At 65.0% G+C, this 22,668-nt stretch carries 24 protein-coding genes; 15 read left to right on the top strand and 9 right to left on the bottom strand.

What is annotated here, in order from left to right:
- Window positions 1-82 precede the first annotated feature (82 nt).
- The 4 genes from CIT39_RS28620 (at window position 83) to CIT39_RS28605 (ending at window position 3,483) form a co-directional block, all read left to right on the top strand.
- On the top strand, window positions 83-820 hold the full coding sequence (locus tag CIT39_RS28620) for a CoA transferase subunit A (protein ID WP_094976912.1): 738 nt from the start codon (window positions 83-85) through the stop codon (window positions 818-820).
- Entirely contained in the window at window positions 820-1,470 is a 651-nt protein-coding gene (locus CIT39_RS28615; protein WP_094976913.1) for a CoA transferase subunit B, read from the top strand. Before CIT39_RS28620 ends, CIT39_RS28615 begins: the two co-directional genes overlap by 1 nt.
- A gap of 22 nt (window positions 1,471-1,492) precedes the next feature.
- A complete protein-coding gene (locus CIT39_RS28610; protein WP_094976914.1) occupies window positions 1,493-2,128 on the top strand; it encodes a GNAT family N-acetyltransferase in 636 nt (211 codons plus the stop codon).
- Window positions 2,129-2,262: 134 nt separating this feature from the next.
- Window positions 2,263-3,483 (top strand): hypothetical protein, encoded by a 1,221-nt coding sequence (locus CIT39_RS28605; protein WP_202975544.1) that lies wholly within the window; start codon window positions 2,263-2,265, stop codon window positions 3,481-3,483.
- Between the two features lie 42 nt (window positions 3,484-3,525).
- Here the strand turns inward: CIT39_RS28605 and CIT39_RS28600 are convergent, their stop codons facing one another.
- The 3 genes from CIT39_RS28600 to CIT39_RS28590 form a co-directional block, all read right to left on the bottom strand.
- Window positions 3,526-4,404, bottom strand: coding sequence for an SUMF1/EgtB/PvdO family nonheme iron enzyme (locus CIT39_RS28600; protein WP_094977090.1), 879 nt, complete (start codon window positions 4,402-4,404; stop codon window positions 3,526-3,528).
- 60 nt (window positions 4,405-4,464) lie between these two features.
- Entirely contained in the window at window positions 4,465-5,562 is a 1,098-nt protein-coding gene (gene nirK / locus CIT39_RS28595; protein WP_162308734.1) for a copper-containing nitrite reductase, read from the bottom strand.
- Between the two features lie 197 nt (window positions 5,563-5,759).
- A complete protein-coding gene (locus tag CIT39_RS28590; RefSeq protein WP_094976917.1) occupies window positions 5,760-5,960 on the bottom strand; it encodes a hypothetical protein in 201 nt (66 codons plus the stop codon).
- 206 nt (window positions 5,961-6,166) lie between these two features.
- Here CIT39_RS28590 and hemN point away from each other — a divergent pair, with 206 nt between their 5' ends.
- Window positions 6,167-7,519: an oxygen-independent coproporphyrinogen III oxidase gene (hemN, locus tag CIT39_RS28585; protein ID WP_094976918.1), complete on the top strand. Its 1,353-nt coding sequence runs from the start codon at window positions 6,167-6,169 to the stop codon at window positions 7,517-7,519.
- Window positions 7,520-7,657: 138 nt separating this feature from the next.
- Window positions 7,658-7,855, top strand: coding sequence for a DUF1858 domain-containing protein (locus CIT39_RS28580; RefSeq protein ID WP_028140266.1), 198 nt, complete (start codon window positions 7,658-7,660; stop codon window positions 7,853-7,855).
- Window positions 7,856-7,975: 120 nt separating this feature from the next.
- Here the strand turns inward: CIT39_RS28580 and CIT39_RS28575 are convergent, their stop codons facing one another.
- Window positions 7,976-8,686, bottom strand: coding sequence for a Crp/Fnr family transcriptional regulator (locus CIT39_RS28575; protein WP_094976919.1), 711 nt, complete (start codon window positions 8,684-8,686; stop codon window positions 7,976-7,978).
- Between the two features lie 130 nt (window positions 8,687-8,816).
- On the opposite strand from CIT39_RS28575, the gene CIT39_RS28570 reads away from it, so the two are divergent.
- Entirely contained in the window at window positions 8,817-10,028 is a 1,212-nt protein-coding gene (locus tag CIT39_RS28570) for an NnrS family protein (protein WP_094976920.1), read from the top strand.
- A gap of 2 nt (window positions 10,029-10,030) precedes the next feature.
- Here the strand turns inward: CIT39_RS28570 and CIT39_RS28565 are convergent, their stop codons facing one another.
- Window positions 10,031-11,068 (bottom strand): AraC family transcriptional regulator, encoded by a 1,038-nt coding sequence (locus CIT39_RS28565; protein WP_094976921.1) that lies wholly within the window; start codon window positions 11,066-11,068, stop codon window positions 10,031-10,033.
- A 204-nt stretch (window positions 11,069-11,272) separates the two neighbouring features.
- Between CIT39_RS28565 and CIT39_RS28560 the strand changes: the two genes are divergently transcribed.
- A complete protein-coding gene (locus tag CIT39_RS28560) occupies window positions 11,273-11,893 on the top strand; it encodes a response regulator transcription factor (RefSeq protein ID WP_094976922.1) in 621 nt (206 codons plus the stop codon).
- A gap of 167 nt (window positions 11,894-12,060) precedes the next feature.
- Window positions 12,061-13,737: a mucoidy inhibitor MuiA family protein gene (locus CIT39_RS28555; protein WP_094977091.1), complete on the top strand. Its 1,677-nt coding sequence runs from the start codon at window positions 12,061-12,063 to the stop codon at window positions 13,735-13,737.
- A 177-nt stretch (window positions 13,738-13,914) separates the two neighbouring features.
- On the opposite strand, the gene CIT39_RS28550 is transcribed toward CIT39_RS28555, so the two are convergent.
- The 4 genes from CIT39_RS28550 to CIT39_RS28535 are packed head-to-tail and all read right to left on the bottom strand — an operon-like array spanning window position 13,915 to window position 16,966.
- Complete coding sequence (locus CIT39_RS28550) at window positions 13,915-14,718, bottom strand: heme ABC transporter ATP-binding protein (RefSeq protein WP_094976923.1); 804 nt, start codon at window positions 14,716-14,718, stop codon at window positions 13,915-13,917.
- Window positions 14,715-15,806: a FecCD family ABC transporter permease gene (locus CIT39_RS28545; protein ID WP_094976924.1), complete on the bottom strand. Its 1,092-nt coding sequence runs from the start codon at window positions 15,804-15,806 to the stop codon at window positions 14,715-14,717. The genes CIT39_RS28550 and CIT39_RS28545 overlap by 4 nt, the downstream gene beginning before the upstream one ends.
- A complete protein-coding gene (locus CIT39_RS28540; RefSeq protein ID WP_094976925.1) occupies window positions 15,803-16,756 on the bottom strand; it encodes a heme/hemin ABC transporter substrate-binding protein in 954 nt (317 codons plus the stop codon). Before CIT39_RS28540 ends, CIT39_RS28545 begins: the two co-directional genes overlap by 4 nt.
- A gap of 6 nt (window positions 16,757-16,762) precedes the next feature.
- Window positions 16,763-16,966 carry a hemin uptake protein HemP gene (locus CIT39_RS28535; RefSeq protein ID WP_094976926.1) on the bottom strand — a complete coding sequence of 68 codons (204 nt, stop codon included), beginning with the start codon at window positions 16,964-16,966 and terminating at the stop codon, window positions 16,763-16,765.
- A 264-nt stretch (window positions 16,967-17,230) separates the two neighbouring features.
- Here CIT39_RS28535 and CIT39_RS28530 point away from each other — a divergent pair, with 264 nt between their 5' ends.
- The 6 genes from CIT39_RS28530 (at window position 17,231) to CIT39_RS28505 (ending at window position 22,612) form a co-directional block, all read left to right on the top strand.
- Window positions 17,231-19,582, top strand: coding sequence for a TonB-dependent hemoglobin/transferrin/lactoferrin family receptor (locus CIT39_RS28530; protein WP_162308733.1), 2,352 nt, complete (start codon window positions 17,231-17,233; stop codon window positions 19,580-19,582).
- Window positions 19,583-19,676: 94 nt separating this feature from the next.
- Window positions 19,677-20,009, top strand: coding sequence for a heme-degrading protein HmuQ (hmuQ, locus tag CIT39_RS28525; protein ID WP_094976928.1), 333 nt, complete (start codon window positions 19,677-19,679; stop codon window positions 20,007-20,009).
- Between the two features lie 21 nt (window positions 20,010-20,030).
- Complete coding sequence (gene hutX, locus CIT39_RS28520; RefSeq protein ID WP_094976929.1) at window positions 20,031-20,534, top strand: heme utilization cystosolic carrier protein HutX; 504 nt, start codon at window positions 20,031-20,033, stop codon at window positions 20,532-20,534.
- 27 nt (window positions 20,535-20,561) lie between these two features.
- Window positions 20,562-21,338 (top strand): tonB-system energizer ExbB, encoded by a 777-nt coding sequence (gene exbB / locus CIT39_RS28515; RefSeq protein ID WP_094976930.1) that lies wholly within the window; start codon window positions 20,562-20,564, stop codon window positions 21,336-21,338.
- A 3-nt stretch (window positions 21,339-21,341) separates the two neighbouring features.
- Window positions 21,342-21,782, top strand: coding sequence for a TonB system transport protein ExbD (gene exbD / locus CIT39_RS28510; protein WP_094976931.1), 441 nt, complete (start codon window positions 21,342-21,344; stop codon window positions 21,780-21,782).
- Window positions 21,782-22,612 carry a TonB family protein gene (locus tag CIT39_RS28505; protein ID WP_094976932.1) on the top strand — a complete coding sequence of 277 codons (831 nt, stop codon included), beginning with the start codon at window positions 21,782-21,784 and terminating at the stop codon, window positions 22,610-22,612. The genes exbD and CIT39_RS28505 overlap by 1 nt, the downstream gene beginning before the upstream one ends.
- Window positions 22,613-22,668 lie beyond the last annotated feature (56 nt).

Genomic DNA, 22,668 nt, shown 5'->3' with positions numbered 1-22,668 from the left:
GGCTTTGGAGGATTTCGCCTAATAATCGCCGCCAATAGGGCGCGACGCCTCCAAGCCGAAGGTTCAGTCGAAGGTTATTTGCATGAACAAGGTCTATCCCGACGCCAAGTCGGCTCTGTCAGGCATTTTGAAAGACAACATGATGATCATGTCGGGAGGCTTTGGCCTCTGCGGCATCGCCGAGGAGCTGTCGGACGCGATCCGCGAGGCCGGCGTCAAGGGCCTGACGGTCGTCTCCAACAATGCCGGCGTCGACGGCATCGGCCTCAGCCGTCTCCTGGAGACCCGGCAGATCAAGAAGATGATCTCGTCCTATGTCGGCGAGAACAAGCTGTTCGCCCAGCAATTCCTCGCTGGCGAGCTGGAACTCGAATTCAATCCGCAGGGCACGCTGGCCGAGCGCATCCGCGCCGGCGGCGCCGGCATTCCGGCCTTCTACACCAAGACCGGCGTCGGCACGCTGATTGCCGAAGGCAAGGAAGTGAAGGAGTTCGACGGCGAGAAGTATCTGATGGAACGCGGCCTGTTCGCCGACCTCGCCATCGTGCACGCCTGGAAGGGCGACACCGCCGGCAATCTCATCTATCGCAAGACTGCGCGCAACTTCAACCCGATGATGGCGACCGCCGCCAAGGTCACGGTGGCCGAGGTCGAGCATCTGGTTCCGGCCGGCGAACTCAATCCCGACCATATCCACACGCCCGGCATCTTCGTGAAGCGCATCGTCGAGGTCGGCACGGCCAAAAAGCGCATCGAATTCCGCAACACCCGCCCGCGTCCGACCAAGGCGCCGGCCGCCGGCACTGGAGTTGAAATCTGATGGCCTGGACCCGTGAACAGATGGCCGCACGCGCCGCAAAGGAACTGCGCGACGGCTATTACGTCAATCTCGGCATCGGCATCCCGACGCTGGTCTCGAACTACATCCCCGACGGGGTCGATGTCAGCCTGCAGAGCGAGAACGGCATGCTCGGCATGGGTCCGTTCCCCTATGAGGGCGAGGAAGATGCCGACCTCATCAACGCCGGCAAGCAGACCGTGAGCGAGCTGCCCTCGACCTCGTATTTCTCCAGCGCGGATTCGTTTGGCATGATCCGCGGCGGCCACATGGACCTGTCGATCCTCGGTGCCATGCAGGTGGCTCAGAACGGCGACCTCGCCAACTGGATGATCCCCGGCAAGATGGTCAAGGGCATGGGCGGCGCGATGGATCTCGTCGCCGGCGTCAAGCGCGTCGTCGTGGTGATGGAGCATTCGGCCAAGGACGGCTCCAAGCTCCTGAAGCAGTGCAACCTGCCGCTGACCGGCGAGCGCGTGGTCGATATGGTCGTCACGGATCTGGCCGTCTTCACCATCGACAAGCACGGCGACGGCGGCATGGCCCTGATCGAGCTCGCCGACGGCGTCTCGCTCGACGAGGTCAAGGCCAAGACCGAAGCCGAATTTCGCGTCGCGCTGAAGAACACGTAAGGTCTTCGCAACGGGGACGCGCATGACGATACGGTCAGCGCGTCCCGAAGACGCTGCTTTCATCGCAAGAACCATCCTGTACTCGATGCGCGGCTACCGGCCGCGCGGCTGGTTCGACGTTGCGCTCGGCTGGCCCGAAGCGGAGTGCCTCGATTTCGTCGCGCGCGTCGCCGTCGCACGCGCGGTGTCGATGTGGCACGTTTCGCGGTTCCTGGTCGCCGAGATCAATGCCGAGCCTGCTGCTGCGCTTTGCGCCGTGCCTGCGGCCGGCACCGGACCCGCGGCCTGGCGCGCGCTCGAAGAGGTCGGTCTCTCAACTGGGCTCACGGCGCCAGACCTGGACGCCATCCGCCGGCGCGGCGCTTACACGCGGGCCTGCTGGGTTCAGGGCGGCGAGGGCGAGTGGATGATCGAGCATGTCGCGACCGATCCCGTTCATCGTGGCCGTGGCCTGGTGCAGGCGCTGATCGCGCATGCCCTCGATGCCGGGCGAGCCGCAGGCTTTCGACAGGCCTCGATCTCTTTCCTGATCGGCAACGATGTCGCCGAGCGCGCTTATGCCAAGGCGGGATTTGGTTTTGTGGAGGAGAAGCGCGATCCGGCGTTCGAGGCCATCATCGGCGCACCGGGCTTTCGCAGGTTCGTGCGAACGATGTGATCAGGATCCGCAGCGGGCCCGCCCTCTGCAACAGGTACGCCGCCATTGCCATGCCAATTCGCACGTCCGAGGGCATCTGAGCTCGAAGTGTTGCGCTAGATCAATCGCATTGGGCGTCGTCCGCATATTTCTGCTTGGCAGACTTCCTGGGCGAGCAAAAATCGATGCGCCGCGATCGTGTACCGGACTTCGACGAGTTCTCACTCGTCCTGGGCGGCCCTCTCTTCCAGCTTCTGCGTCGGGCGCATCTGTCTGACGACGCGATGACGCTGGTGCGTCAACGCATCGTTGTGTTCTCCTCGTTGACCTGGCTGCCGCTCCTGTTTCTCTCGGCGCTGGATGGCAAGGCGATCGGAAGCAGCGTAAAGGTGCCATTCCTGCTGGACGTCGAAGTCTATACTCGGTTCCTGGTGGCAATGCCTCTTCTGGTCGTCGCTGAGCTTGTCGTGCATCATCGCATGCGATTCCTGGTCGCCGAATTTCTGGAGCGAAATCTGATTCCCGAGCACGCGCTCGCGCAATTCAAGGCCATCATTGCTTCGGAGCTTCGATTGCGAAACTCCGTGCTCGCCGAGGTGCTGCTTCTCGGAGTTGTGTACATCGCCGGCATCATGATCATCTGGCGTCACTATTTCACGCTCGATGCACCTACCTGGTATGCGAGCCCAGTCGCCGATGGCTCTACACTCTCGTCTGCCGGGATCTGGTATGGCTACATCAGTTTGCCGATCTTCCAGTTCCTGCTTTGCCGTTGGTACTTTCGAATATTCATATGGATGCGCTTTCTCTGGCAGGTCTCGCGCATCGATTTGAGCTTGGTGCCCACGCATCCCGATCGCGTCGGCGGCTTGGGATTCCTGTCCGAGACGGTCTATGCTTTTGTTCCGCTCCTCGTTGCGCACGGCACACTGCTTGCGGGATTGCTGGGCAATCGTATTCTCCACCTGGGCGCCACACTGCCCTCTTTCATGCTTGAAATCGTTGTCCTACTTGTCTTTCTCATATGCCTGATCCTCGGTCCCTTCGTGGTGTTCTCGCCACAACTTGCTCGGGTGAAGCGCATGGGAAAACGCGAGTATGGTTCACTCGCGGAGCGTTACGTGCGAAAGTTCGATCAGAAGTGGCTGCGCGATGGTGCGCCTGCCGAGGAGCCCCTGATCGGCAGTGCCGACATCCAGTCGCTCGCCGATCTCGGCAACAGCTACGAGATCGTGCGGACGATGCGCGTGATACCGTTTTCCAAGGAGGCGATCCTCCAACTTGCCGCCGTAACGGTCGCACCGTTAGCGCCGCTGCTGCTCACGATGATGTCGCTCGAAGAGATTTTGAAGAAGCTGATCGGGATTTTATTCTAGCTGCTGGCTATTTCGGCGCATCCAGTTGGCCTCGCCCGCACTTCACGACCGCGCCGCCCGCATCTTGCTCCATCGTGCCGACACGCTTGCAACCCATGACGTTTCCTCGCGCACCAGGCGGAAGCCGAGATTGGCAGGCGGTACGCCCTGGGCGCAGCCGCCGGCGCGGGCGTCGCGAATGAAGTCGGTGACATAGGCGCGGTGGGCGCCCTCGGCGACACGCACGCCGCAGTTCACGGTAGGGCGGCCGGCATTGCCTGAAGCGTCGACGCGCGAGCGCACGAAGCAGGTCGAGGTCCACTCCCAGACGTTGCCGGCGAGGTCTTCGACGCCGTGCTCGTTCGGGCCGAACTTGCCGAACGGATAGGCCGTGCTGTCGGAGAGGTCACGTTCGGATTCGCGTTCATAGCGGCTGATCCAGCGTTTTGAAGGATCGTCGGCATCGACCGCGACACCATCATCCCTGAATTTGGAGCCGGCCGCAAAAGCCCATTCGGCATCGCTCGGCAAGCGGTAATGCTGGCCTGTCTTGCGCGACAACCAGCCTGCATAGGCTTCGGCATCGTGCCAGCTCACCTGTACCGCGGGGCGATCAGGAGCCACGGCGACGTCGCGATCGAGCGCGCGGCAGGCGCCATCCTGCACGCAAAGCTGATAGTCGGACGACGAGACCTGGTTTCGCATGATGTGCAGGGGACGGTCGACGCGCATCGCGCGCAGCGGCGCTTCCGCCTGCTGCCCGCCGCGCGTGAAATCGCCGGCCTCGCGATAGGACAGGCTTCCCGCTGCGACCCTGACGATCGCAGGCTCGGTCACCGCGCCGTGGACGGCCATGTCCGAGACCAGCGGCGCCATCGCGATCGGACCTGCGAGCCCGGCGGCGCAGGCGAGTGCGAGTTTGAGCTTGAACGCGATCAGCATGGTCATTCCCCGAAGGAAGAAGGGGCCGAGGGGCCGGTGATGACCGGCCCCTCGTCGCGTCTAGTTGGTGTTGGCGGCCGGGATTTCCGCGGGTGCCTTCACCTGGGTCATCAGATCGTCGTTCCACTTGCCCTCAACCTTGAAGTGCGCGGTGGCGCCGAGGTCTGCGGCCTCGATCAGATTATGCGTGACGTAGGCATAGATGCCGGGCTGCATGAACTTGTACAGCGCAGCGCCCGCCGAACCGCCGCGGATGAACCAGGTCTCGAGCCCGACCTCGGGTGCATTGCCGAACTTGCCGGTCTCCCAGACATAGTCGCCATGGCCGCCGATCAGATGCGGACGGCTGTCGCGATTGGCCTGCGAATGCACGATCAGCACATTCTCGCCGACCTTTGCGGTCAGTGCGTCCTTGCCGGTGAGCGCGCCGACCTTGCCGTTGAACACGACATGGGAGGGGATCAGCTTCTTCATCACCTCTTCGGTGTCGGTGAAGGCTTCGCCCGGCGAGTCGTAGGACTTGAAATTGCCCTTCTCGTCGCGCGGCACATACATGTCCTGCTCGCCGACATAGTACACCTTGTCGTATTTCAGCGCGTGACCCTTGCCGTCGTTGAGGCCATCGCGCGGCAGCACCATCACGGCGCCGTTCATGCCGGAGACGACGTGCCAGGGGATCATCGGGCCGCCCGGGGCGCAGTGATAGACGAACACGCCGGTCTTGGTCGCCTTCCAGCGCAGCACGACCTGCTCGCCGGGGTTGATCAGCGTGAGCGCGCCGCCGCCGAGCGCGCCGGTCGCGGAATGGAAGTCGATGTTGTGCGGCATGGTGTTGGTCGCGGGATTGACCAGCGTCGTTTCGACGTAGTCGCCCTCATGCACCACCATCAGCGGGCCTGGCATCGAGCCGTTGAAGGTCATCGCCTGGAAGGTAGTGCCCTTCTCGTCGATGACGACCTTCTTCTCCTCGATCGTGAGCGTGAACTCGATGATCTTGGGGCCTTGCTTGGTCGCCTGCTCGTGCGCATGCACGAAGGGGGGAGCGACCAGCTCGACCTTCTGGCGCGGCAGTTTGAGATCTTCGGCAGCCAAGGCGGGGGTCGCCAGCATCAAGGCTGTCGCGGCGGCGCTGATCAATGCGGCTCTGCGGGTGAACATCGGAAGCATCCTTCATCTGGAAAGGTTTTGATGACGGATGCAGTGTGCGCCGATCGCGGCAAGCGTGTTTGCGCTGCGACAAGGTATTGCCGGATTCAGCTCCGCAACAGCACCTAGGTGTTTCAACGGGAGCTGGATCGGTGACACCGAACGCGCGCTTGGATGAGATCATGATCGGGGCCGCGGAGAAGATGCGGCTAGAAGAGATGTGCAGCGAGCCGGACCGCAGCCCAGATCGCCAGCGACAGCACGACGAGGACGGTGATTGCGGCGGCCAGGGCGCGCGCGGCGCTGGCCGGGGCCGGTGCGACCGGGGCTGGGCGGAAATCGTCGAAACGCGGGATATGACCGCGGACGTCGAGCAGGGAGAAGATCAGTTCGAGTGCGAGAAGCCTCATGGGCAAAAGCTCCGGATGGCGTGCGAATTGCCGTAAACATGGCCCCGAACCGGCCGCTGCGCTTTGCGCGAGCGCAATCTTCGGCGGGCACGCCCGGTCGACTTTGCGCGAGCGCAAGGTCGCCTCCTCGGATCCAAGGTAATGGAGTGCATTCCGTGATTTGCCGTGAGCTCTGTACACGGCGGAAATTTACGAATGGGTAAGATATGAGAGCTGATCTTGCGGCGAGCTACGGCGAAGAGCGATTGCCACGCTACACGAGCTATCCCACCGCACCGCATTTCTCGTCGGCTATCGGTCCGGACACCTACGCCCGGTGGCTGGCAGAGCTGCCGGCGGGTGCAAGCGCCTCGCTCTATCTCCACGTTCCGTTCTGCCGCGAGATGTGCTGGTACTGCGGCTGCCATACCCAGATCGTCCGCCGCGACGAGCTCGTCGCCGGTTATCAGCGGACGCTGCGCGACGAGATCGCGCAGGTCGCCGAAACCATCGGCCGCCGCATCAAGGTGGAGCACATCCATTTCGGCGGCGGCACGCCGACGATCATGCAGCCGGAAGCTTTCGCCGAGTTGATGGCGACGATGCGCCAGAAGTTTTTCGTGCTGCCCTCGGCCGAGATCGCGGTCGAGATCGATCCTCGCACATTGACCGCGGAAATGGTCGATGCCATGCGGCTCTCCGGGGTCAACCGCGCCAGCCTCGGTGTGCAGAGCTTCGATCCCGTGGTGCAGCGGGCGATCAACCGCGTGCAGAGCTTCGAGCAGACGGCTTCCGTGGTCGACATGCTCCGGCGCGCCGGCATCGCGGGACTCAATTTCGACCTGATCTACGGCCTGCCGCACCAGACCGTCGCGTCGTGTCTGGATACCGTCCGGCGCAGCCTCACTCTCTCGCCCGACCGCTTCTCCGTGTTCGGTTATGCTCATGTGCCAAGCTTCAAGAGGCACCAGCAGATGATCAACGAGGCTGTGCTGCCGGACGGTCTCGCGCGCCACGACCAGGCCTGCGCGATCGCGAATGCATTGAAGGAGGCCGATTACGTGCAGATCGGGCTCGATCATTTCGCGCGACCCGGCGATTCCATGGCGGTGGCCTTCGAGGAACGGACGCTGCGGCGCAATTTTCAGGGCTACACCACCGACAAGAGTGAAGTCCTGCTCGGTTTCGGCGCCAGCGCGATCGGGCATTTGCCGCAGGGTTACGTCCAGAACGAGGCGCAGATCGGCGCCTATGCGCAGAGCATCGCCGCCGGCCGTCCCGCCACCGCCAAGGGCTATGGGCTCACCGACGACGACCGGCTGCGCGCGGACATCATCGAGCGCATCATGTGCGAGTTCAGCGCCGACCTCGGCGATATCTGCGCGCGCCATGGTGCAGAAGCAGGAGCGATGCTGGACTCGGCATCGCGCCTGAAGCCGCTGATCTCCGACGGCGTCGTGCGGCTGGACGGCAACCGCCTCGCAGTTGCAAAGGATTCTCGCTTCCTGGTCCGCAGCGTCGCGGCCGCGTTCGACGCGCATCTCAATCCGGCGAAGCAGCTGCACAGCCGGGCTGTGTAAAGTCTTCCGCTTGTCAGTCCAGGCTCGCGCCAAGAGGCGCGCCCCGAAATGACGGCGGGAGAGAAGCCGCACCAGCTTGCGCTGCCACAAAGAAACTCCGCTTCCCTCCGTTATCGTCGTGTCGGAACGGAGTTGTCCATGTCTTTCGGATCCGACGATCTGGTCGATGACATCATGCGCACGGCGCCCCACACGATCCGGGTGTTTCTGGCCTTCAGGATGGCTTGTGTCGGTTGCCCGATCGCAACCTTCCACACGGTGGATGACGCCTGCCGCGAGCATGGCATCGACCGCGAAAAATTCCTCGCCGCATTGTGCGATTGCGTGCCGGCGTGAAGCAGTCTGGAATTCGCGCGGGCGCGCGGATTCCCGGGTGAGGGGCGGCTTTCGCTGTAAGCGGAAGCGCCCTCACCCCTATCTCGACCTATCCTGTGCGGAGATGTCCCGGTGCGGCTGTCATGCCGCGCCGCTGTCGGCGCTCCGCTCCGCCAGCACGACGATCCTGTGCGGTTCGCGCAGGATGATGCGCTGACGGCCGCTCTCGACGAGGCCCTGGCTCTCCCATCCGCTCAGGATGCGGCTGACCGTGTGCAGCGTGGTGCCGGTCATCTGGGCGATGTCCTGGCGGCTGATCGGGAAGTCGATCTCGATGCCGTGGTCGAGCTTCTTGCCGGATTGCTTGGCGAGGCGCAGCAGCGCATGCGCGATGCGCTGCTCGACCTGCTGCGTCGACATTTCCAGGATGCGGGTGTGGCTCTCCTGCAGGCGCGTGCCGACGGTCTGGAGCGTGTTGGCGGCCAGCGAGGGAAATCGCTCGACCAGCCGCGGCCAGGCCGAGGTAGGCCAGATCAGCACCACGCTGTCGTCGACCGCGATCGCGGTCGCCGGATACTGCACGGCACCGATCGCCATGGCGAGCCCGAACGTTTCGCCGGGCGCGACGTAGCGGACCACGATCTGCTCGCCGGTCGGCGTGGTCTTGGCCGCGCGGACATGGCCGTGCAGCAGCAGGAAGAAGGACTGCGCATCCGCACCCTGCTCGAAAATGGCACTGTTCTTGGGATAGCGCGCCGAACGGGCCTCACGCAGGATCTCGTCGAGCGCTTCCGGCGTGACGCCGGCAAACAGCGGTAAATGCGCAACCAGCGATGTGTCGACCTTGGCCAATTCAGCCTCCTTGGCGCTCGGGAGTGTGATGGCACCTGCAATCGTCCTGATGTTTGCGATAGCGCAAAACGGAACGGCCGACTGGCAGTATTTTTCCAGACAACGATCTGAATTTATTGGAGTTGACCCCATGGCTGGCACCCGATCCCGCAAGTATGAGGGCTGGCCGCTGTTTGCGAATAGTTTTCGGCCCTTTTTCCTGCTCGCCGCGATCCAGGCGGGGCTGTCGATCCTGGCTTGGCTGCCGATGTTCTATGGCGAATTGTCGGTGAGTTCCGCGTTCGCGCCGCGCGACTGGCACGTCCACGAGATGCTCTATGGCTTCCTGCCGGCGGTGATCACCGGGTTCCTGTTCACGGCCATCCCGAACTGGACCGGGCGGCTGCCGATCCAGGGCACCTCGCTGGCGGCATTGGTGTTGGTCTGGCTTGCCGGGCGTGTCGCGGTGACGTTGTCGGCCGACACTGGCTGGGCATTCGCGCTTCTCGTCGATGCCGCCTTCCTGGCACTGGTCGTCGCCGCCGCGGCGCGCGAGATCATCGCAGGCGGCAACTGGCGCAACCTGCCCGTGGTGGTGCTGGTGTTTGTTCTGCTCGCCGGCAATGTCGCTTTTCATCTCGAGGCGCATGATCAGGGTGCCGCCGATGTCAGTATCCGTGTCGGCATCGGTGTGGTCACGCTTCTGATCTCGCTGATCGGCGGCCGCATCATTCCGAGCTTCACTCGCAACTGGCTGGTCAAGTTCAATCCCGGCCGCCTGCCGGTGCCGTTCGGACGCTTCGATGGCGCAGTGATCGGATGCAGCGCGCTCGCGCTCATCTCCTGGATCGTGGCGCCGCTGAATGCCGTCACCGGTGTCCTGATGGCGCTCGTCGGCGGGCTGCATCTGGTACGGCTTGCGCGCTGGGCCGGCGATCGCACTTTTCGCGAGCGACTGCTGGTGATCCTGCATATTGGCTACGTCTTCGTGCCGCTCGGCTTCATCCTGAACGCGCTGGCGGTTTTCGGCGCGCTGCCGCCGAGCGCAGGCATCCACGCCTGGATGACGGGTGCGGCGGGAACCATGACGCTGGCGGTGATGACCCGCGCGAGCCTCGGCCATACCGGACAGGCGTTGACCGCTTCGCCGGCGGTCCAGGGAATCTATGCCGCCATCATCATTGCGGCCCTGGCGCGGGTCGCCGCCGTGGTGTTGCCCGCCCACAGCGATGCGTTGTTGCACGTCGCTGCCTGTGGCTGGCTCGTCGCGTTCCTCGGATTTGCCGTCGCGTTCGGCCCGCTGCTCGCGGGCAGCCGGCGGCGTGCCCTCGCCACGATGGGCGTGCCGGCGCCGGCGCGCTGAGCTCAGGCTGCGGTCGCCGAGGGCGTATCGGCAGGGGGCCCCTGTGGCCGCACGCCCTTGCGCCAGTCGGTGATGGTGCAGCCGAAGCGCCCGCGAAACCAGCGCGCCATGGCGCTCTGCGCGGAGAAGCCGAGCTGGGTCGCGATGTCGGCCAGCGGCCGGTCGGGATCCTCGATCAGCTGGATCACGAGATCGGCGCGCTGCGCATCCAGGATGGCCGAGAAGCTGGTGCCGGCTTCGGCCAGATGCCGGTGGATGGTACGGCGGGTGCAGGCAAGATGCTCGGCGACGCGCTCGACGGTGCAGTCGCCGCTGGCGAGCAGGGTCCGCACGACCTCGTCGACCTTCTCTTCCCAACTTGCCGGTCGGGTCTCGATCGCCTCGATCCGCTTGCGCAGATAAGTCGCGATCAGGGGATGCGCGCTCGGGATCCGGCGCTCCATGTCGTTCGCCGACAGCAGGATCGCATCGGCTTCGGCGTTGAACGTCACGCGGCAGCCGTAAAATTCGCGGTAGCGCTTGCGATCGCGCGGCGGCGGATAATGCAGGCGGACCTCCTGCGGCCGCCAGTCTTGGCCGTACAGCGACTGGATGATGCGGTGGATGCTGCCGAGCGCCATGTCGATCGACTGGCGCGGCGGGATCGGCTGCCGGCCTCGCAGGTGCAGCGTGACCGTCACGATCTGCCCGTCGCGGGCAACATCCAGCCGCATGCCGTCATGATGGACGTGGATGAAGCGCGAGAATGCTTCGATTGCTTCGCCCACGGTCGCCTGCTCGCGCACGATCAGGCCGACCGCGCCGAAATTGGTCAGGCCGCCGCGCTCGGCGAGGCGCAAGCCGAAATCTTCGGCGCCGGACGTCTCTGCCGACAATTCAAGCAGCCGGCGCAGGCCGGCAACGGCGATGGGTGTGTCGGGCTTGTCGAGGCAGGCGAGCGGCAGTCTGGCCTTGCGCATCATCTGTTTGGGATCGAGCCCGACCGACCGGGCGATCTCCGGGTAATAGCTCAAGCCCGCGCTGCGAACGAGGTCGGTCATGCAAACCGTTCCTGCCAGCCATTCTCGCAGATGTCCCGAAATGTAAAGTTTCTGTCCCGGTTCGTCAAATCCAGGAACCGGCCGGAACATACATAGGGGAAACCGAAGCATTGGCGTGAATGCCATGCTCATGACGGCGCGGCAGGGCGATGGGGCCCGCCTTCCGTCTCGGACCATTGACCAAGACATTGCTGGATCGGGATTATGCCGGGGAACATGCTTTCCAAGGGCGAGGTATTCGTCATCGACACCGACGCTGCCTCCCGCGAACAACTTTCGACCGCGCTCCAACAGAGCGCCTATGACGTAATCTGCTTCGCTGACGGTGCCTCACTCCTGTCCGAAGCAAAGGCGCGGATGCCGGCCTGCGTGTTGATGGAGCTGCCGCCCGATCGCTCCGGCCTCGATATGCTGAGGCGGCTGCGCGAGGAAAACTGCATGGCGCCGGTGCTGGTGACCTCGGCGAATGGCAGCATCGCCATGGCGGTCGACGCCATCAAGAGCGGCGCGGCCGACTTCATCGAAAAGCCGTTCCGCACCCACGACATCATCGGCCGGATCGATGCCGCCATCGACGAATTCGCGCAACCCGGCACGAGCCGGCAGCGCTGGCTGCCCGGCTGCGAGCCCTTGACCGAGCGTGAAGGCGACGTGCTCGAGCACCTCGCTGCCGGCCTCACCAACAAGGAGATCGCCCGGCGCATGCATCTGAGCGCGCGGACCGTCGAGGGTTATCGCGCCGGCATCCTCAAGAAAGCCGGAGCCAGGAACGTGACCGATCTGCTTCGCCGCATTTTCGGACAGGGGGCGTCGGTCCAGGCCTGAGACCTGCCGGCACTGCGAGACGTTCCGCGGCCTTGGTGCCGCCGCCACGGCGCCCCACGGAAACCCCAATCGAACCAGTTCCTTCCGTGCCGCGTCCAACCATGTTGGCGAGGCATTTGATCGCGCGCGTCCGGCTGGCGGCGCGGCGATACCGCAGGAGGGACTTCATGCGCATCACCGCAAGATATCTGGCAACGACGAGCCTGGTTCTGGTCACCATGGCGGCGGGGGCGCCGTCATGGGCCGCCGACCTGGACGCCACATCGGCGATCGACACCGTCACGGTTTACCCCGACGGCGCCACCGTCACCCGTGTCATCGCGGTCGACCTGCCGTCCGGAGATTCGACGCTGGTTGCCAAGGATTTCCCGCTTGGTCTCGATACCTCCTCCATCCGGGTCGAGGGTGAGGGCGGCGCAAAGCTCACCATCGGCACGATCGATGCGCGGTCGCCGCGCGCCGCGCCGGTCAACCTGCCTGAACTGGACAAGCGTATCGAGGCATTGAACGATCAGCGCGCCGATTTGCAAGGCGCGATCGACTCGGCGAATGCGCGGCGCAAGTTTGCGGAGCACTTTGCGGAAGCCTCCCCCGCGGGTATCGGCGACAAGGGCGAGGCGCGGCCGATCGCGGAATGGCGCGCGGCCTTTGCTGCGGTCGGCGAAGAAATTGCGAGCGCCGATACCGCCGTCCGTGACGCCACGCGGAAGATGCGGGAGATCGACCGGCAGATCGCCCAGTTCGAGGTGGAGCGCAAGGCCAAGCCGCCGAGCAAGCTTGAGGTTCGCATGGATGTTGCCGCGGCGGCTGCGACGAAGGCGACGTTGCGCGTGACTTATGCCGTACGCAATGCGCGTTGGGTACCGCTGTACGATGCCCGGCTCGACACCGGCGCCAAGGACCGCAAGCCACTGCTCGAGCTCGTTCGTCGCGCCGAGATCACGCAATCGACCGGCGAGGATTGGTCGAACGTTGCGCTTGGCGTCTCCACGGTGCGGATCGGCCGCGGCGGCAGTGCGCCGGAATTGAACTCGCTGGTGGCACAATATCCTCAGCTGCCAAAGCCGATGGCGGCGGGTTCAGTCTCCGATCTGGCGCGGCCCGCACCAGTTCTGCGCCAGGTGCAATCGCCATCGATGGCCAAGATCGCGGAGTCGGCCGAGCCGCGCGAACGTGCCGATGAGCAGCAGGCCGTTGCCGACATCGGAAGCTTCCAGGCCACGTTCAAGATCCCCGGCCGCGTCAGCCTCGGCGCCCAGGAGGGTGCCAAGAGCATGCGCATCGCGGCCATGACCGTGCCCGCCGATCTCGCCGTGCGCGCGGCCCCGGTGATCGACCCCACCGCCTTCCTCGAAGCCAGCTTCAAGCAGACCGACGACACGGCGCTGCTGCCGGGCAAGGTCGCGATCTACCGCGACGGCGTCTTCGTCGGTCGCGGCAAGCTCTCCGCTTCCGCCAAGGACGACATCGTGCGGCTCGGCTTCGGCGCCGACGACAAGATCAGGATCGAGCGCGCGGTGCTCAAGCGCAACGAGGGGTCGGCAGGCCTGCTGGTCACGACGTCCAAGACCGACGAGCGCACGTTCAAGACCACGATCCGAAACGGCCACGACTTCCCGATCAAGGTCGCGATCGAGGATCAGCTGCCGGTCAGCGAGAGCGAGGACATCGTCGTCGAGATGCTACCCGCGACCACGCCGCCGACCGCCAGCAACATCCGCGACAAGCGCGGCGTGCTGGAATGGTCGTTCGACGCCAAGCCGGGCGAGGTCAAGGATATCAACTTCGCCTGGCGCATCCGCTGGCCGAAGGACAAGAGCATGGTGATCGTCCCGGCGGGGTAGATTTAGCCACGAACGAAAGTGCACTCCCTCTCCCGCTTGCGGGAGAGGGCTGGGGTGAGGGCTCTGTCCTCTTGGGGGTTCTCAATTGTGGAGACACCCTCTCCCCAACCCTCCCCCGCAAGCGGGGGAGGGAGCGGACCGCCTTCGCAGAAGCAGTGCGACTCGTTTGGCTGCGGGCTAAATTCCGGTCTCAACCGCCCGCATCGATTGCGGCAATACGTAAGGCACGCCGTCATCGCCCTGATGGACGACGGCGTCGATCTCGAAAATGTCGCGGATGGTCTCACGGGTGACGACATCGGCGCGCGAGCCATCTGCGGCGAGCTTGCCGCCGGCCAGCACGACGAGCCGGCCGGCGAAGCGGATCGCGAGATTGAGGTCGTGCAGGATCGCGATCACGGCCGTGCCGCCGGCGGCACGGCGGCGCGCGGCCTCGACCAGGTCGATCTGGTGACGCAGATCCAGGCTCGAGGTCGGCTCGTCCAGCAGGAGAAGTCCCGGACCATGCTCGGCTTCGCCGCAGGCGAGCTGCACCAGCACGCGGGCGAAATGGGCGCGCTGCTGCTCGCCGCCTGACAGCGTCGGCAATTGCCGTTCGCGGAAATGCGTAAGCCCAACCTCGTCGAGGGCAGCGTCGACGAGCGAGCCTGCTTCACGCGCGCTGCGCTCGCCCGCGCCCATCAGCACGATCTCCTCGACGGTGAAGGGGAAGGTGACATTGATGTGCTGGGACAGCATGGCGCGGCGCGCGGCGAGCTCGCGGGGTGCATAGCTGCTGATATCGCGCTGTTTGAGGCGGACCTCTCCGGCATTCGGCCGGAGATCGCCGGAGAGCAGCCGCAGCAGGGTCGACTTGCCGGCACCGTTCGGGCCGATGATCGCGACCATCTCGCCGGCCGCAACCGTCAGGCCGACGCCATCGAGCAGCGTCGCGCGGCCGGCGCGCTTGCTTAAAGCCCGCGCCTCGATCACGGCACTCATAGCGAGGCGAGCCCGCGCTGTCGCAGCAGGATGAAGAGGAACACCGGCGCGCCGACCGCTGCGGTCAGAATGCCGATCGGCATCTCCGCCGGCGCAACGATGGTGCGCGCCAGCGTGTCGGCGCCGACCATCAGGATCGCGCCTGATAGCACCGAGGCCGGCAACAGCAACCGATGCGCTGGGCCAATGACGAGACGGAGCAGATGCGGCACGACGATGCCGACAAAGCCGATGACGCCGCTGATCGACACCGCGACGCCGGTCATGGCGGAGACCATGACGATCGAGATCCGCTTGAGACGCTCGACGTCGATGCCGCCGTGAAAGGCGTCGGCCTCGCCGAGCACCAGGAGATCGAGGCCGCGCGCGATGAAGGCGCAGGCGATTAGCCCGATGACGAGGATCGGCGCGAGCACGGCGGCCTTTGTCCAGGTCACGCCGCTCATTGAGCCCAGCATCCAGAACGTGATGTCGCGAAGCTGCCGGTCATCGGCGACGAATACCAGAAGTCCGATGCCAGCATTGGCGATCGCGGTGATGGCGACGCCGGCGAGCAGGAAGACCGCGATCGAGGTGCGACCCGAGCGGCTCGAGATGCCGTAGAGGATCGCGGTCGTGGCCAGCGATCCCGCGAACGCGGCGAGCGGCAGCAGCTCGGTCTGGAGGAAGCGCAGCATCTCGCCGAAGCGGGAATCGGTGAACACGATCGCGCTTGCGGCTGCGAGCGCACCGCCGCTGGAGACGCCGACCAGCGCGGGATCGGCGAGCGGGTTGCGAAACAGTCCTTGCATGATCGCGCCGGCCGCGGCGAGCAGGCCGCCGACCATTGCCGTCGCCGCGATCCGGGGGACGCGGATCGACCACAGCACGAGCTGGTCGCGGGCCGTCATGGCCGTGCCTTCGCCCGATAGCCCGAGTGCGGCAGGCAGGCGGGAGAGGGGAATGCCGGCGGCGCCAAAGCCAAGCGCTACGACCGCGGCGACCGCGAGCACCGCGATCAGGAGAGGGATGGCGAGCGATGCGGCCCGCCGTCGCGCGCTGGCGCGTCGTCCCAAGCCATGCGCTTCAGTGCCGATTGCCACGCTCATTGCCGGCAATTCGCCGCCGACAGCGCCGAGGTGAATGCAGCGTCCGGTCCGGCCAATGTCGGAAAGAGCTTGACCGAGAGATCGCGCGCCGCCGCCGCCGTGCGCGGTCCGAAGCCGAGCAGATAGAGCCCGTCCATCGTGATGAAGCTCTTGTTGGCCGCGACCGGCGTCAGGGCGAAGCCGGGATGGGCAAAGATCGCGTCGGCTGAAAGCGAATCCTTGCCGCGTTCGATCGACAGCGCGACGTCGGGTCTTGCCGCCGCGATGGCCTCGTCGCCGATGATCTTGTAGCCGTCGAATTCGTCGATGGCGTTGGCGGCGCCGGCGAGCCGGATGATCTCGTCGGCCGCGGTCTTGTGGCCGGCGACCAAGGCGCGTCCGTTCTGGAGCGACATCACGAACATCACGCGTACCGGCTTGGTCACCCTGGCACGCAGGGCGCGAAGCTGCGCAAGATCGGTACCGACGGCGGCGCTCAGGCACGCGGCGCGCGCGTCGACGCCCATGGCGTGGCCGACCAGCCTTATCTTCTCGATCAGGCCGTCCTCGGAGAAGGTGTCAGGCACCAGCACCAGCGGCACCTTCGCCGTCTCCAGGATGTCCATGGTCTCGCGCGGTCCCGAGCCCTGGATCGCCAGGATCAGGGTGGGGTTGAGGCCCAGCACGCCTTCGGCGGAGATCTGGCGCATGTAGCCGACATTGGGTTTGTCGTGCAGCGCCGCTGCTGGATAGAGGCTCGTGGTGTCGATGCCGACGAGCCGGTTCTCGAGCCCAAGCGCATAGATGATCTCGGTGATGGCGCCGCCGATCGAAACCGTGCGCGCGACGTCGGTCACGGCGATGTCGCGATTGCGCGCGTCATGCACGGTGATGCCGGCGGCGTGCGCGACTGGGGCGAGCGCGATCGTACTGGAGAGCAGGAAGCATTTGAGGCTGCGGCAAAATGTCATTGCAGGTTACTTCGTCAGGATCAGCTTGTTCTGCGAGGTCAGGCGAAGCCGATAGCTGTCCTCGCCATGCGCGATGATGATCTCGCGCTCGGCCGCAAACAGCTCGCGACTGTCGATCCGGCTCCCGCGCATGGTGAGCGTTCTCGTTGCCGCAGAAGGGCTTCCAGCCGACCCCGCCGCGCTGCCGCCGTCTCCTGATGTTGCTGACATGTTGGGTGTGATGCGCTTTCGAAACTCTGGAGTGCTGCTTGTTTGTACAGGCGGCACGAAGCGCATTCCAACGGCCGCGATTTACAATCGATATAAACTGCAACCTTGTGACATTGACCGTCAGAGTGTTGCCACGTAACCAATTATGGCGGCGCGGCGACTTGCCCGCGTCTCGAGAAAATCAGCCAGCCAGTCGTTCGCGTTGCGAACGCACGCCAGCCAGAAGACCCTAAAAAACAGAGTGAAGTGCAGGCTGGGGCTGATATGGCTGACGGGGCTAGGTATTCGCGCGCCTTGATTTTGGGCGCGTCGGTGGTTTCATTTGCGGCATTGACGACGGAGAGCGGTCTTGCGCAGACCGCGTCGCCGCAAGCTGAACGCGCGTCGACGGAACGGCCGAAGCAGGCCAGGCGCAAGCAGGCCAAGCCGCCAGTCGCGCAGCAGGCAACGCCGGAGCTCCTCGACGCCCGGGCCCAGGCCGGCGGAACGGCGCCGGTTCAGGCGCTCGACACCATCACCGCAGCCGCAACGAAGACCAAGGAGCGCGCCATCGACTCGCTCGCGCCCGTCAGCTCCATTTCTCTCGATCAGATCCAGGGAATTCAGCCCAACCGGCTGTCGGGCATCTTCTATGCGGTGCCCGGCGTCTCGTTCCAGGAGCGCGGCGATGATCCCGCGACCGTCATCAACATCCGCGGTCTGCAGGAGTTTGGGCGCGTTGCGGTGGTCGTCGATGGTGCGCGCCAGAATTACCAGCGCACCGGCCACAATGCGAGCGGCTCGTTCTTCCTCGATCCTGAACTGGTCGGCGGCGTCGACGTCGTGCGCGGTCCGACCGCGAACATCTACGGGTCCGGCGCGATCGGCGGCCTGGTCTCGTTCCGCACCAAGGACATCGACGACGTGCTGCGTCCCGGTGAGCGCTGGGGTGTCGATCTCTCGGGCTCCTACGGATCCAACAACAATCGCGGCCTCGGCTCGGTCTTCGGAGGCGTGCGCGCCACGCCCGACGTCGATATCTTCGGTGGCGCGGTCTATCGTACCCAGGGCAATTACAAGGACGGCAACGGCACCGAGATCGGCAACACCGGCAATCAGGTCGAGAGCGGCCTGATGAAGCTCACGGTGCGTCCCGCCCTCGGCCATGAGGTCAAGTTCGGCGCCATTTTCCAGGATTATCAATACGATGTCGGCCAGTTCAACAGGGGGCCCGTCGCGACCGCAGCCCAGCGGGCGCTCTATCAGGGCTCATCGGTCTACGCTTCCGATGCCAAGAACTACACCGGCACGATCACCTGGAATTATGCGCTGCCGAGCGACAATTTGTTCGACTGGCACATGTCGGTCTACGGCAACCGCGTCGACAACGACCAGACCAAGACCTACCACTATTCGACCTCGGGTACGGCCCTGTGCGGCACCGGAAATTTCGGCAACAACATCTCCGGCTGCGTCGGCGACAAGCGCGGCTATGTCCTCAATACCTACGGCATCGACGCCAACAATACCACGCGGTTCAACGTCGGCGACTGGCGCAACGCCCTCACCGTCGGCTTCGACGCGTTCCAGGACGACGTGATCACGACCGACAGCCGCGGCAATTCCAACATCACCACGCCGAGCGGCATCCGCACCGTGTCCGGCGGATTCCTGCAATTGAAGCAGAACTACAGCACCTGGTTCGAGGCGGTGAGCGCGATCCGTTACGATCGCTACGATCTGGAGTCGGGCATGACCAACGGCAGCGGGGACCGTTTCTCGCCGAAGATCACCCTCGGCGTCACGCCCGTTCCCGGCTTCCAGCCCTATGTGAGCTATGCCGAAGGCTATCGCGCTCCATCGATCACCGAAACCGTGATCTCCGGCGCGCATGCGACCGGCGGCGGACCGGCCTTCTTCCCCTGTCCCGACGGCACTGTCGGCCTGTTCTGCTTCCTGCCGAACCCGAACCTGCGTCCGGAGGTCGGCAAGAACAAGGAAGTCGGCTTCAATCTGAAGTACGACAACATCTTCTCGGCCTCGGACTCCTTCCGCGGCAAGATCAATCTTTTCCGCAACGACGTCAGCGACTATATCGACCTCGTCGCCTCGGCGCCGGTCGCGGTGCCGCCGTTCGGCTCTTTCAGCCAGTACTACCAGTATCAGAACATTGCGCAGGCCCGCATCCAGGGCTTCGAGGCGGAGACGATGTATGATGCCGGCAGCTGGTTCATCGGTGTCGCCGGTCATTACATCCAGGGCAAGAACGCCGTCACCAATGTCGGACTCGCCACCATCACCCCGCGCAAGGTCGTCACGACCGGCGGTGTCCGCCTGCTCGATCGCAGCCTGATCCTGACGGCGCAGTGGGCCTCATACGGTGCCAACAATGACGTACCCGCCGGCTATCTGCCCGCGACGGGCTACGAGCTGGTCAATCTGTACATGACCTACAATGCGACCCGGGACATCGTGTTCTCGGCCTCGATCGACAATCTCTTGAACCAGTACTACCGGCCTTACGCCATTCCCGGCAGTTCGACCGACGGCACCACGCAGAACGACGTGCTGTGGTCGAGCGCGGGGCCGGGCAGGGTCTACAAGGCCGGCATGAAGATCCATTTTGGAGGCGCGTAGGCGAGGGCCCGCAACACTGCCAATCCCGCCGGGCCGCGCTGATGCTCCAGCGCGGCTTCGGCACGTTTCGTTTTGATCAGAAGGAGAGACTTTGATGTTCATCGCCATGAATCGTTTCCAGGTGAAGAAGGGCGCGGAGACCGCGTTCGAAACAGTCTGGGCCACCCGTGAATCCTATCTCGGCAGCATGCCGGGCTTCATCGAGTTTCACCTGCTGAAGGGCCCGGAGGCAGAGGACCACACGCTCTATTCGTCGCACACGACCTGGGTCGACAAAGCGGCGTTCGAGGGCTGGACGCGCTCGGACCAATTTCGTCGCGCCCATGCCCGCGCCGACAATCAGACCGGCGAGAGCCTTTATCTCGGCCACCCCAAATTCGAAGGCTTTGAGGTGATCCAGAGCGAGCGCAAGGCCGCGGCCGCCTGAGCAGAGACAGGGGAGCCGGACATGCTGAGCACCGATCTCGCCGACCTCAAGGCGTACATGGCCGACAATCCCGGTGCGGTGATTGAGGACGTCGCGCGCGAGCGCAAGGTCTCGCCGCGCGTCGTGATCGAGGCGCTGCCGCCCGAGATGGTGCGCATTGGCAGTGGTGAGCACTTCGCCGCCGCCATGCAGGACATCGCGGCGTGGGGAGAAGTTACCCTGATCGTCCACACCGATGACGCGATCTTCGAGTTCACCGGCGCAATTCCCGCCGGCGAGATCGGTCGCGGCTATTTCAACCTGATGCAGCCGCAGGGTCTGCACGGCCATCTCCGCCACGAGCGCTGTGCAGGCGTTGCCTTCGTCGAGCGTCCCTTCATGGGCAAGAGTTCGGCCTTCGTCGCGTTCGTTAATGCGGACGGCGGCATCATGTTCAAGGTCTTTGTCGGCCGCGACGAGACGCGGGCGCTGCGCGGTGACCAGTTCGCGCGGTTCCGGCAGCTTGCGGACCGGATCGCGGCGTAGCGTCTATCTGTCTGTCGGGAGATCAGTATGCAGGGCATATTCGGGCTTCGGCGAATGATCGTGGCAATTGCGCTGGCGCTTGCGCCGGCGCCCGCCCTCGCGATCGACGAAGCGCTGCTGCCGCGCAATCTGTCGCCTTGGGGCATGTTCATGGGAGCCGACATCGTCGTGAAGGCGGTGATGGTCGGCCTAGCCATAGCGTCGCTGGTGACCTGGACGGTATGGCTTGCCAAGTCCATCGAGCTGCGCCGCAAGGGCGCGCGAGCCTTGCAGCGAACGCGCGCCCTCGAAGGCAACATCAGATTGACCGAGGCGGCCGAGCGGGTCGGCGACGCACACGACGCGGTCGCCCAGCTCATTCAGTCCTGCGCAAAGGAAGCGGAGCTGTCCGGCGGTGTCCTCGACGACGGTCTTCAGGAGCGGATTGCGCTCCGGCTCGAGCGGGTCGAGGCGGCGATGTCCAGGCAGATCGCGCGCGGCACCGGCGTGCTCGCGACCATCGGCGCCACTGCGCCCTTCGTCGGCCTGTTCGGGACCGTCTGGGGCATCATGAACGCCTTCATCGGCATCTCCGAGAGCCACACCACCAGCCTTGCGGTGGTCGCGCCGGGCATCGCGGAGGCGCTGCTTGCCACCGCGCTCGGCCTCGTCGCGGCGATCCCGGCGGTCGTGATCTACAATCACCTCGTTCGCGGCATCGCCAATTATCGGGCGCTGCTCGGCGACGCTTCGGCGCAGCTCCTGTTGCTGGTCAGCCGCCAGCGCGACATCAGGGAATTCCGCCTGGCACGGGCGGCGGAGTAGGCCATGGGCGCAAAGCTCGGCGCATCGAAGCTCGGCTCGCGCGGCGACCCGGATGATCTCGACGTCACCCATGAGATCAATGTCACGCCGTTCATCGACGTGATGCTGGTGCTGCTGATCATCTTCATGGTGGCGGCCCCACTCGCCACCGTCGACATCGGCGTCGAGCTGCCGGCCACCGCGGCCGAGCCGGCGCCGCGCCCCGATAAGCCGGTCTTCGTCACCGTCAAGCCGGACCTGTCCATCGCGGTCGGCGAAGACATCATCGCTCGCGAGATGCTCGGCACCTCGCTCGATGCCGCCACCAAGGGCCGCAAGGACGAGCGGATCTACCTGCGCGCCGACAAGGCCGTCTCCTATGGCGACCTGATGGAGGTGATGAACACCTTGCGCAATGCCGGCTACCTCAAGGTCGCCCTCGTCGGCCTCGACGGACGCACTTGATGAGTGCCAACGCCTTCGCCCTGCACGAACCGCTTCGAGAGCGCGAAAACGCGCGCTGGGGCCTCTCGGCGGCGGTGATCGTGATGTTGCATCTGGCTGCCGCGCTGCTTGCGATGAATTGGATCAGGTCGCAACCGGAGCAGGGCGTCAGCCTGCCGGCAATCATGGTCGACATGGCACAGGTGACCTCGGCGCCGCGGTCGACGCAGGACGACGTTGCGCCGGGACCGGTGATGCAGGAGGCGGACGCCTCGCCGCCGGAGCCCGTGCTGCAGCCGGTGGTCGAGGAGACCATTGCTCCGACGCCGCTGCAGGAAAAGCCTGATGTCGTGGCGCCGCCGGAGCAGAAGCTTGAGCCGACCCCGGCCAAGCCGGAGCCCGCGAAGATCGTGCCGGTCGAAAAGCCGGCCCCAGCGAAGCCGAAGGTGGTTCGCCGCGAGGCCAAGAAACCGTCCGATGCGACGCCCGCGCCGCGCACCAGCGCAGCCCCGCGCGCCGAGCGCGAGGCTCCGCTGGCATCGGCCCAGAGCGCTGGCGCGGTGGCGTCGGCGGTCGCGTCCTACAATCAACGCGTCCGCGCGCATCTGATGCGCTTTCACTCTTATCCAAGCGGCGGCGGCGGTCAGCGCGGCATCGCCAGGCTGAGCTTCACCCTCACCAGGAGTGGGCAGGTCACATCCAGCCGCATCGGCGGTTCGTCCGGTGTTGCCGCTTTCGATGCCCAGGCCATGTCGATGATCCGCCAGGCCTCGCCGTTTCCGCCGTTTCCGGACGAGATCAGGAACGGCGCGATGAGCTTTTCGATCCCGGTGGAGTTTACCGTGCGGTAGGCCCTCCGCTGTCATGCCCCGGCTTGACCGGAGCATCCAGTACGCCGAGACCGCGC

The sequence above is a fragment of the Bradyrhizobium symbiodeficiens genome (assembly GCF_002266465.3).
GTDB classification, from domain to species: Bacteria; Pseudomonadota; Alphaproteobacteria; order Rhizobiales; family Xanthobacteraceae; genus Bradyrhizobium; species Bradyrhizobium symbiodeficiens.
The sequence above is the reverse complement of the archived record's forward strand: the minus strand, read 5'-3'. Positions and strand labels throughout refer to the sequence as shown.

Coding starts and splice junctions, on each gene's coding strand:
- CIT39_RS28620 (WP_094976912.1), top strand. CDS start 83: ATGAACAAGGTCTATCCCGACGCCAAGTCGGCTCTGTCAGGCATTTTG.
- CIT39_RS28615 (WP_094976913.1), top strand. CDS start 820: ATGGCCTGGACCCGTGAACAGATGGCCGCACGCGCCGCAAAGGAACTG.
- CIT39_RS28610 (WP_094976914.1), top strand. CDS start 1,493: ATGACGATACGGTCAGCGCGTCCCGAAGACGCTGCTTTCATCGCAAGA.
- CIT39_RS28600 (WP_094977090.1), bottom strand. CDS start 4,404: ATGCTGATCGCGTTCAAGCTCAAACTCGCACTCGCCTGCGCCGCCGGG.
- nirK (WP_162308734.1), bottom strand. CDS start 5,562: ATGTTCACCCGCAGAGCCGCATTGATCAGCGCCGCCGCGACAGCCTTG.
- CIT39_RS28590 (WP_094976917.1), bottom strand. CDS start 5,960: ATGAGGCTTCTCGCACTCGAACTGATCTTCTCCCTGCTCGACGTCCGC.
- hemN (WP_094976918.1), top strand. CDS start 6,167: ATGAGAGCTGATCTTGCGGCGAGCTACGGCGAAGAGCGATTGCCACGC.
- CIT39_RS28580 (WP_028140266.1), top strand. CDS start 7,658: ATGTCTTTCGGATCCGACGATCTGGTCGATGACATCATGCGCACGGCG.
- CIT39_RS28570 (WP_094976920.1), top strand. CDS start 8,817: ATGGCTGGCACCCGATCCCGCAAGTATGAGGGCTGGCCGCTGTTTGCG.
- CIT39_RS28565 (WP_094976921.1), bottom strand. CDS start 11,068: ATGACCGACCTCGTTCGCAGCGCGGGCTTGAGCTATTACCCGGAGATC.
- CIT39_RS28560 (WP_094976922.1), top strand. CDS start 11,273: ATGCCGGGGAACATGCTTTCCAAGGGCGAGGTATTCGTCATCGACACC.
- CIT39_RS28555 (WP_094977091.1), top strand. CDS start 12,061: ATGCGCATCACCGCAAGATATCTGGCAACGACGAGCCTGGTTCTGGTC.
- CIT39_RS28550 (WP_094976923.1), bottom strand. CDS start 14,718: ATGAGTGCCGTGATCGAGGCGCGGGCTTTAAGCAAGCGCGCCGGCCGC.
- CIT39_RS28545 (WP_094976924.1), bottom strand. CDS start 15,806: ATGAGCGTGGCAATCGGCACTGAAGCGCATGGCTTGGGACGACGCGCC.
- CIT39_RS28540 (WP_094976925.1), bottom strand. CDS start 16,756: ATGACATTTTGCCGCAGCCTCAAATGCTTCCTGCTCTCCAGTACGATC.
- CIT39_RS28535 (WP_094976926.1), bottom strand. CDS start 16,966: ATGTCAGCAACATCAGGAGACGGCGGCAGCGCGGCGGGGTCGGCTGGA.
- CIT39_RS28530 (WP_162308733.1), top strand. CDS start 17,231: ATGGCTGACGGGGCTAGGTATTCGCGCGCCTTGATTTTGGGCGCGTCG.
- hmuQ (WP_094976928.1), top strand. CDS start 19,677: ATGTTCATCGCCATGAATCGTTTCCAGGTGAAGAAGGGCGCGGAGACC.
- hutX (WP_094976929.1), top strand. CDS start 20,031: ATGCTGAGCACCGATCTCGCCGACCTCAAGGCGTACATGGCCGACAAT.
- exbB (WP_094976930.1), top strand. CDS start 20,562: ATGCAGGGCATATTCGGGCTTCGGCGAATGATCGTGGCAATTGCGCTG.
- exbD (WP_094976931.1), top strand. CDS start 21,342: ATGGGCGCAAAGCTCGGCGCATCGAAGCTCGGCTCGCGCGGCGACCCG.
- CIT39_RS28505 (WP_094976932.1), top strand. CDS start 21,782: ATGAGTGCCAACGCCTTCGCCCTGCACGAACCGCTTCGAGAGCGCGAA.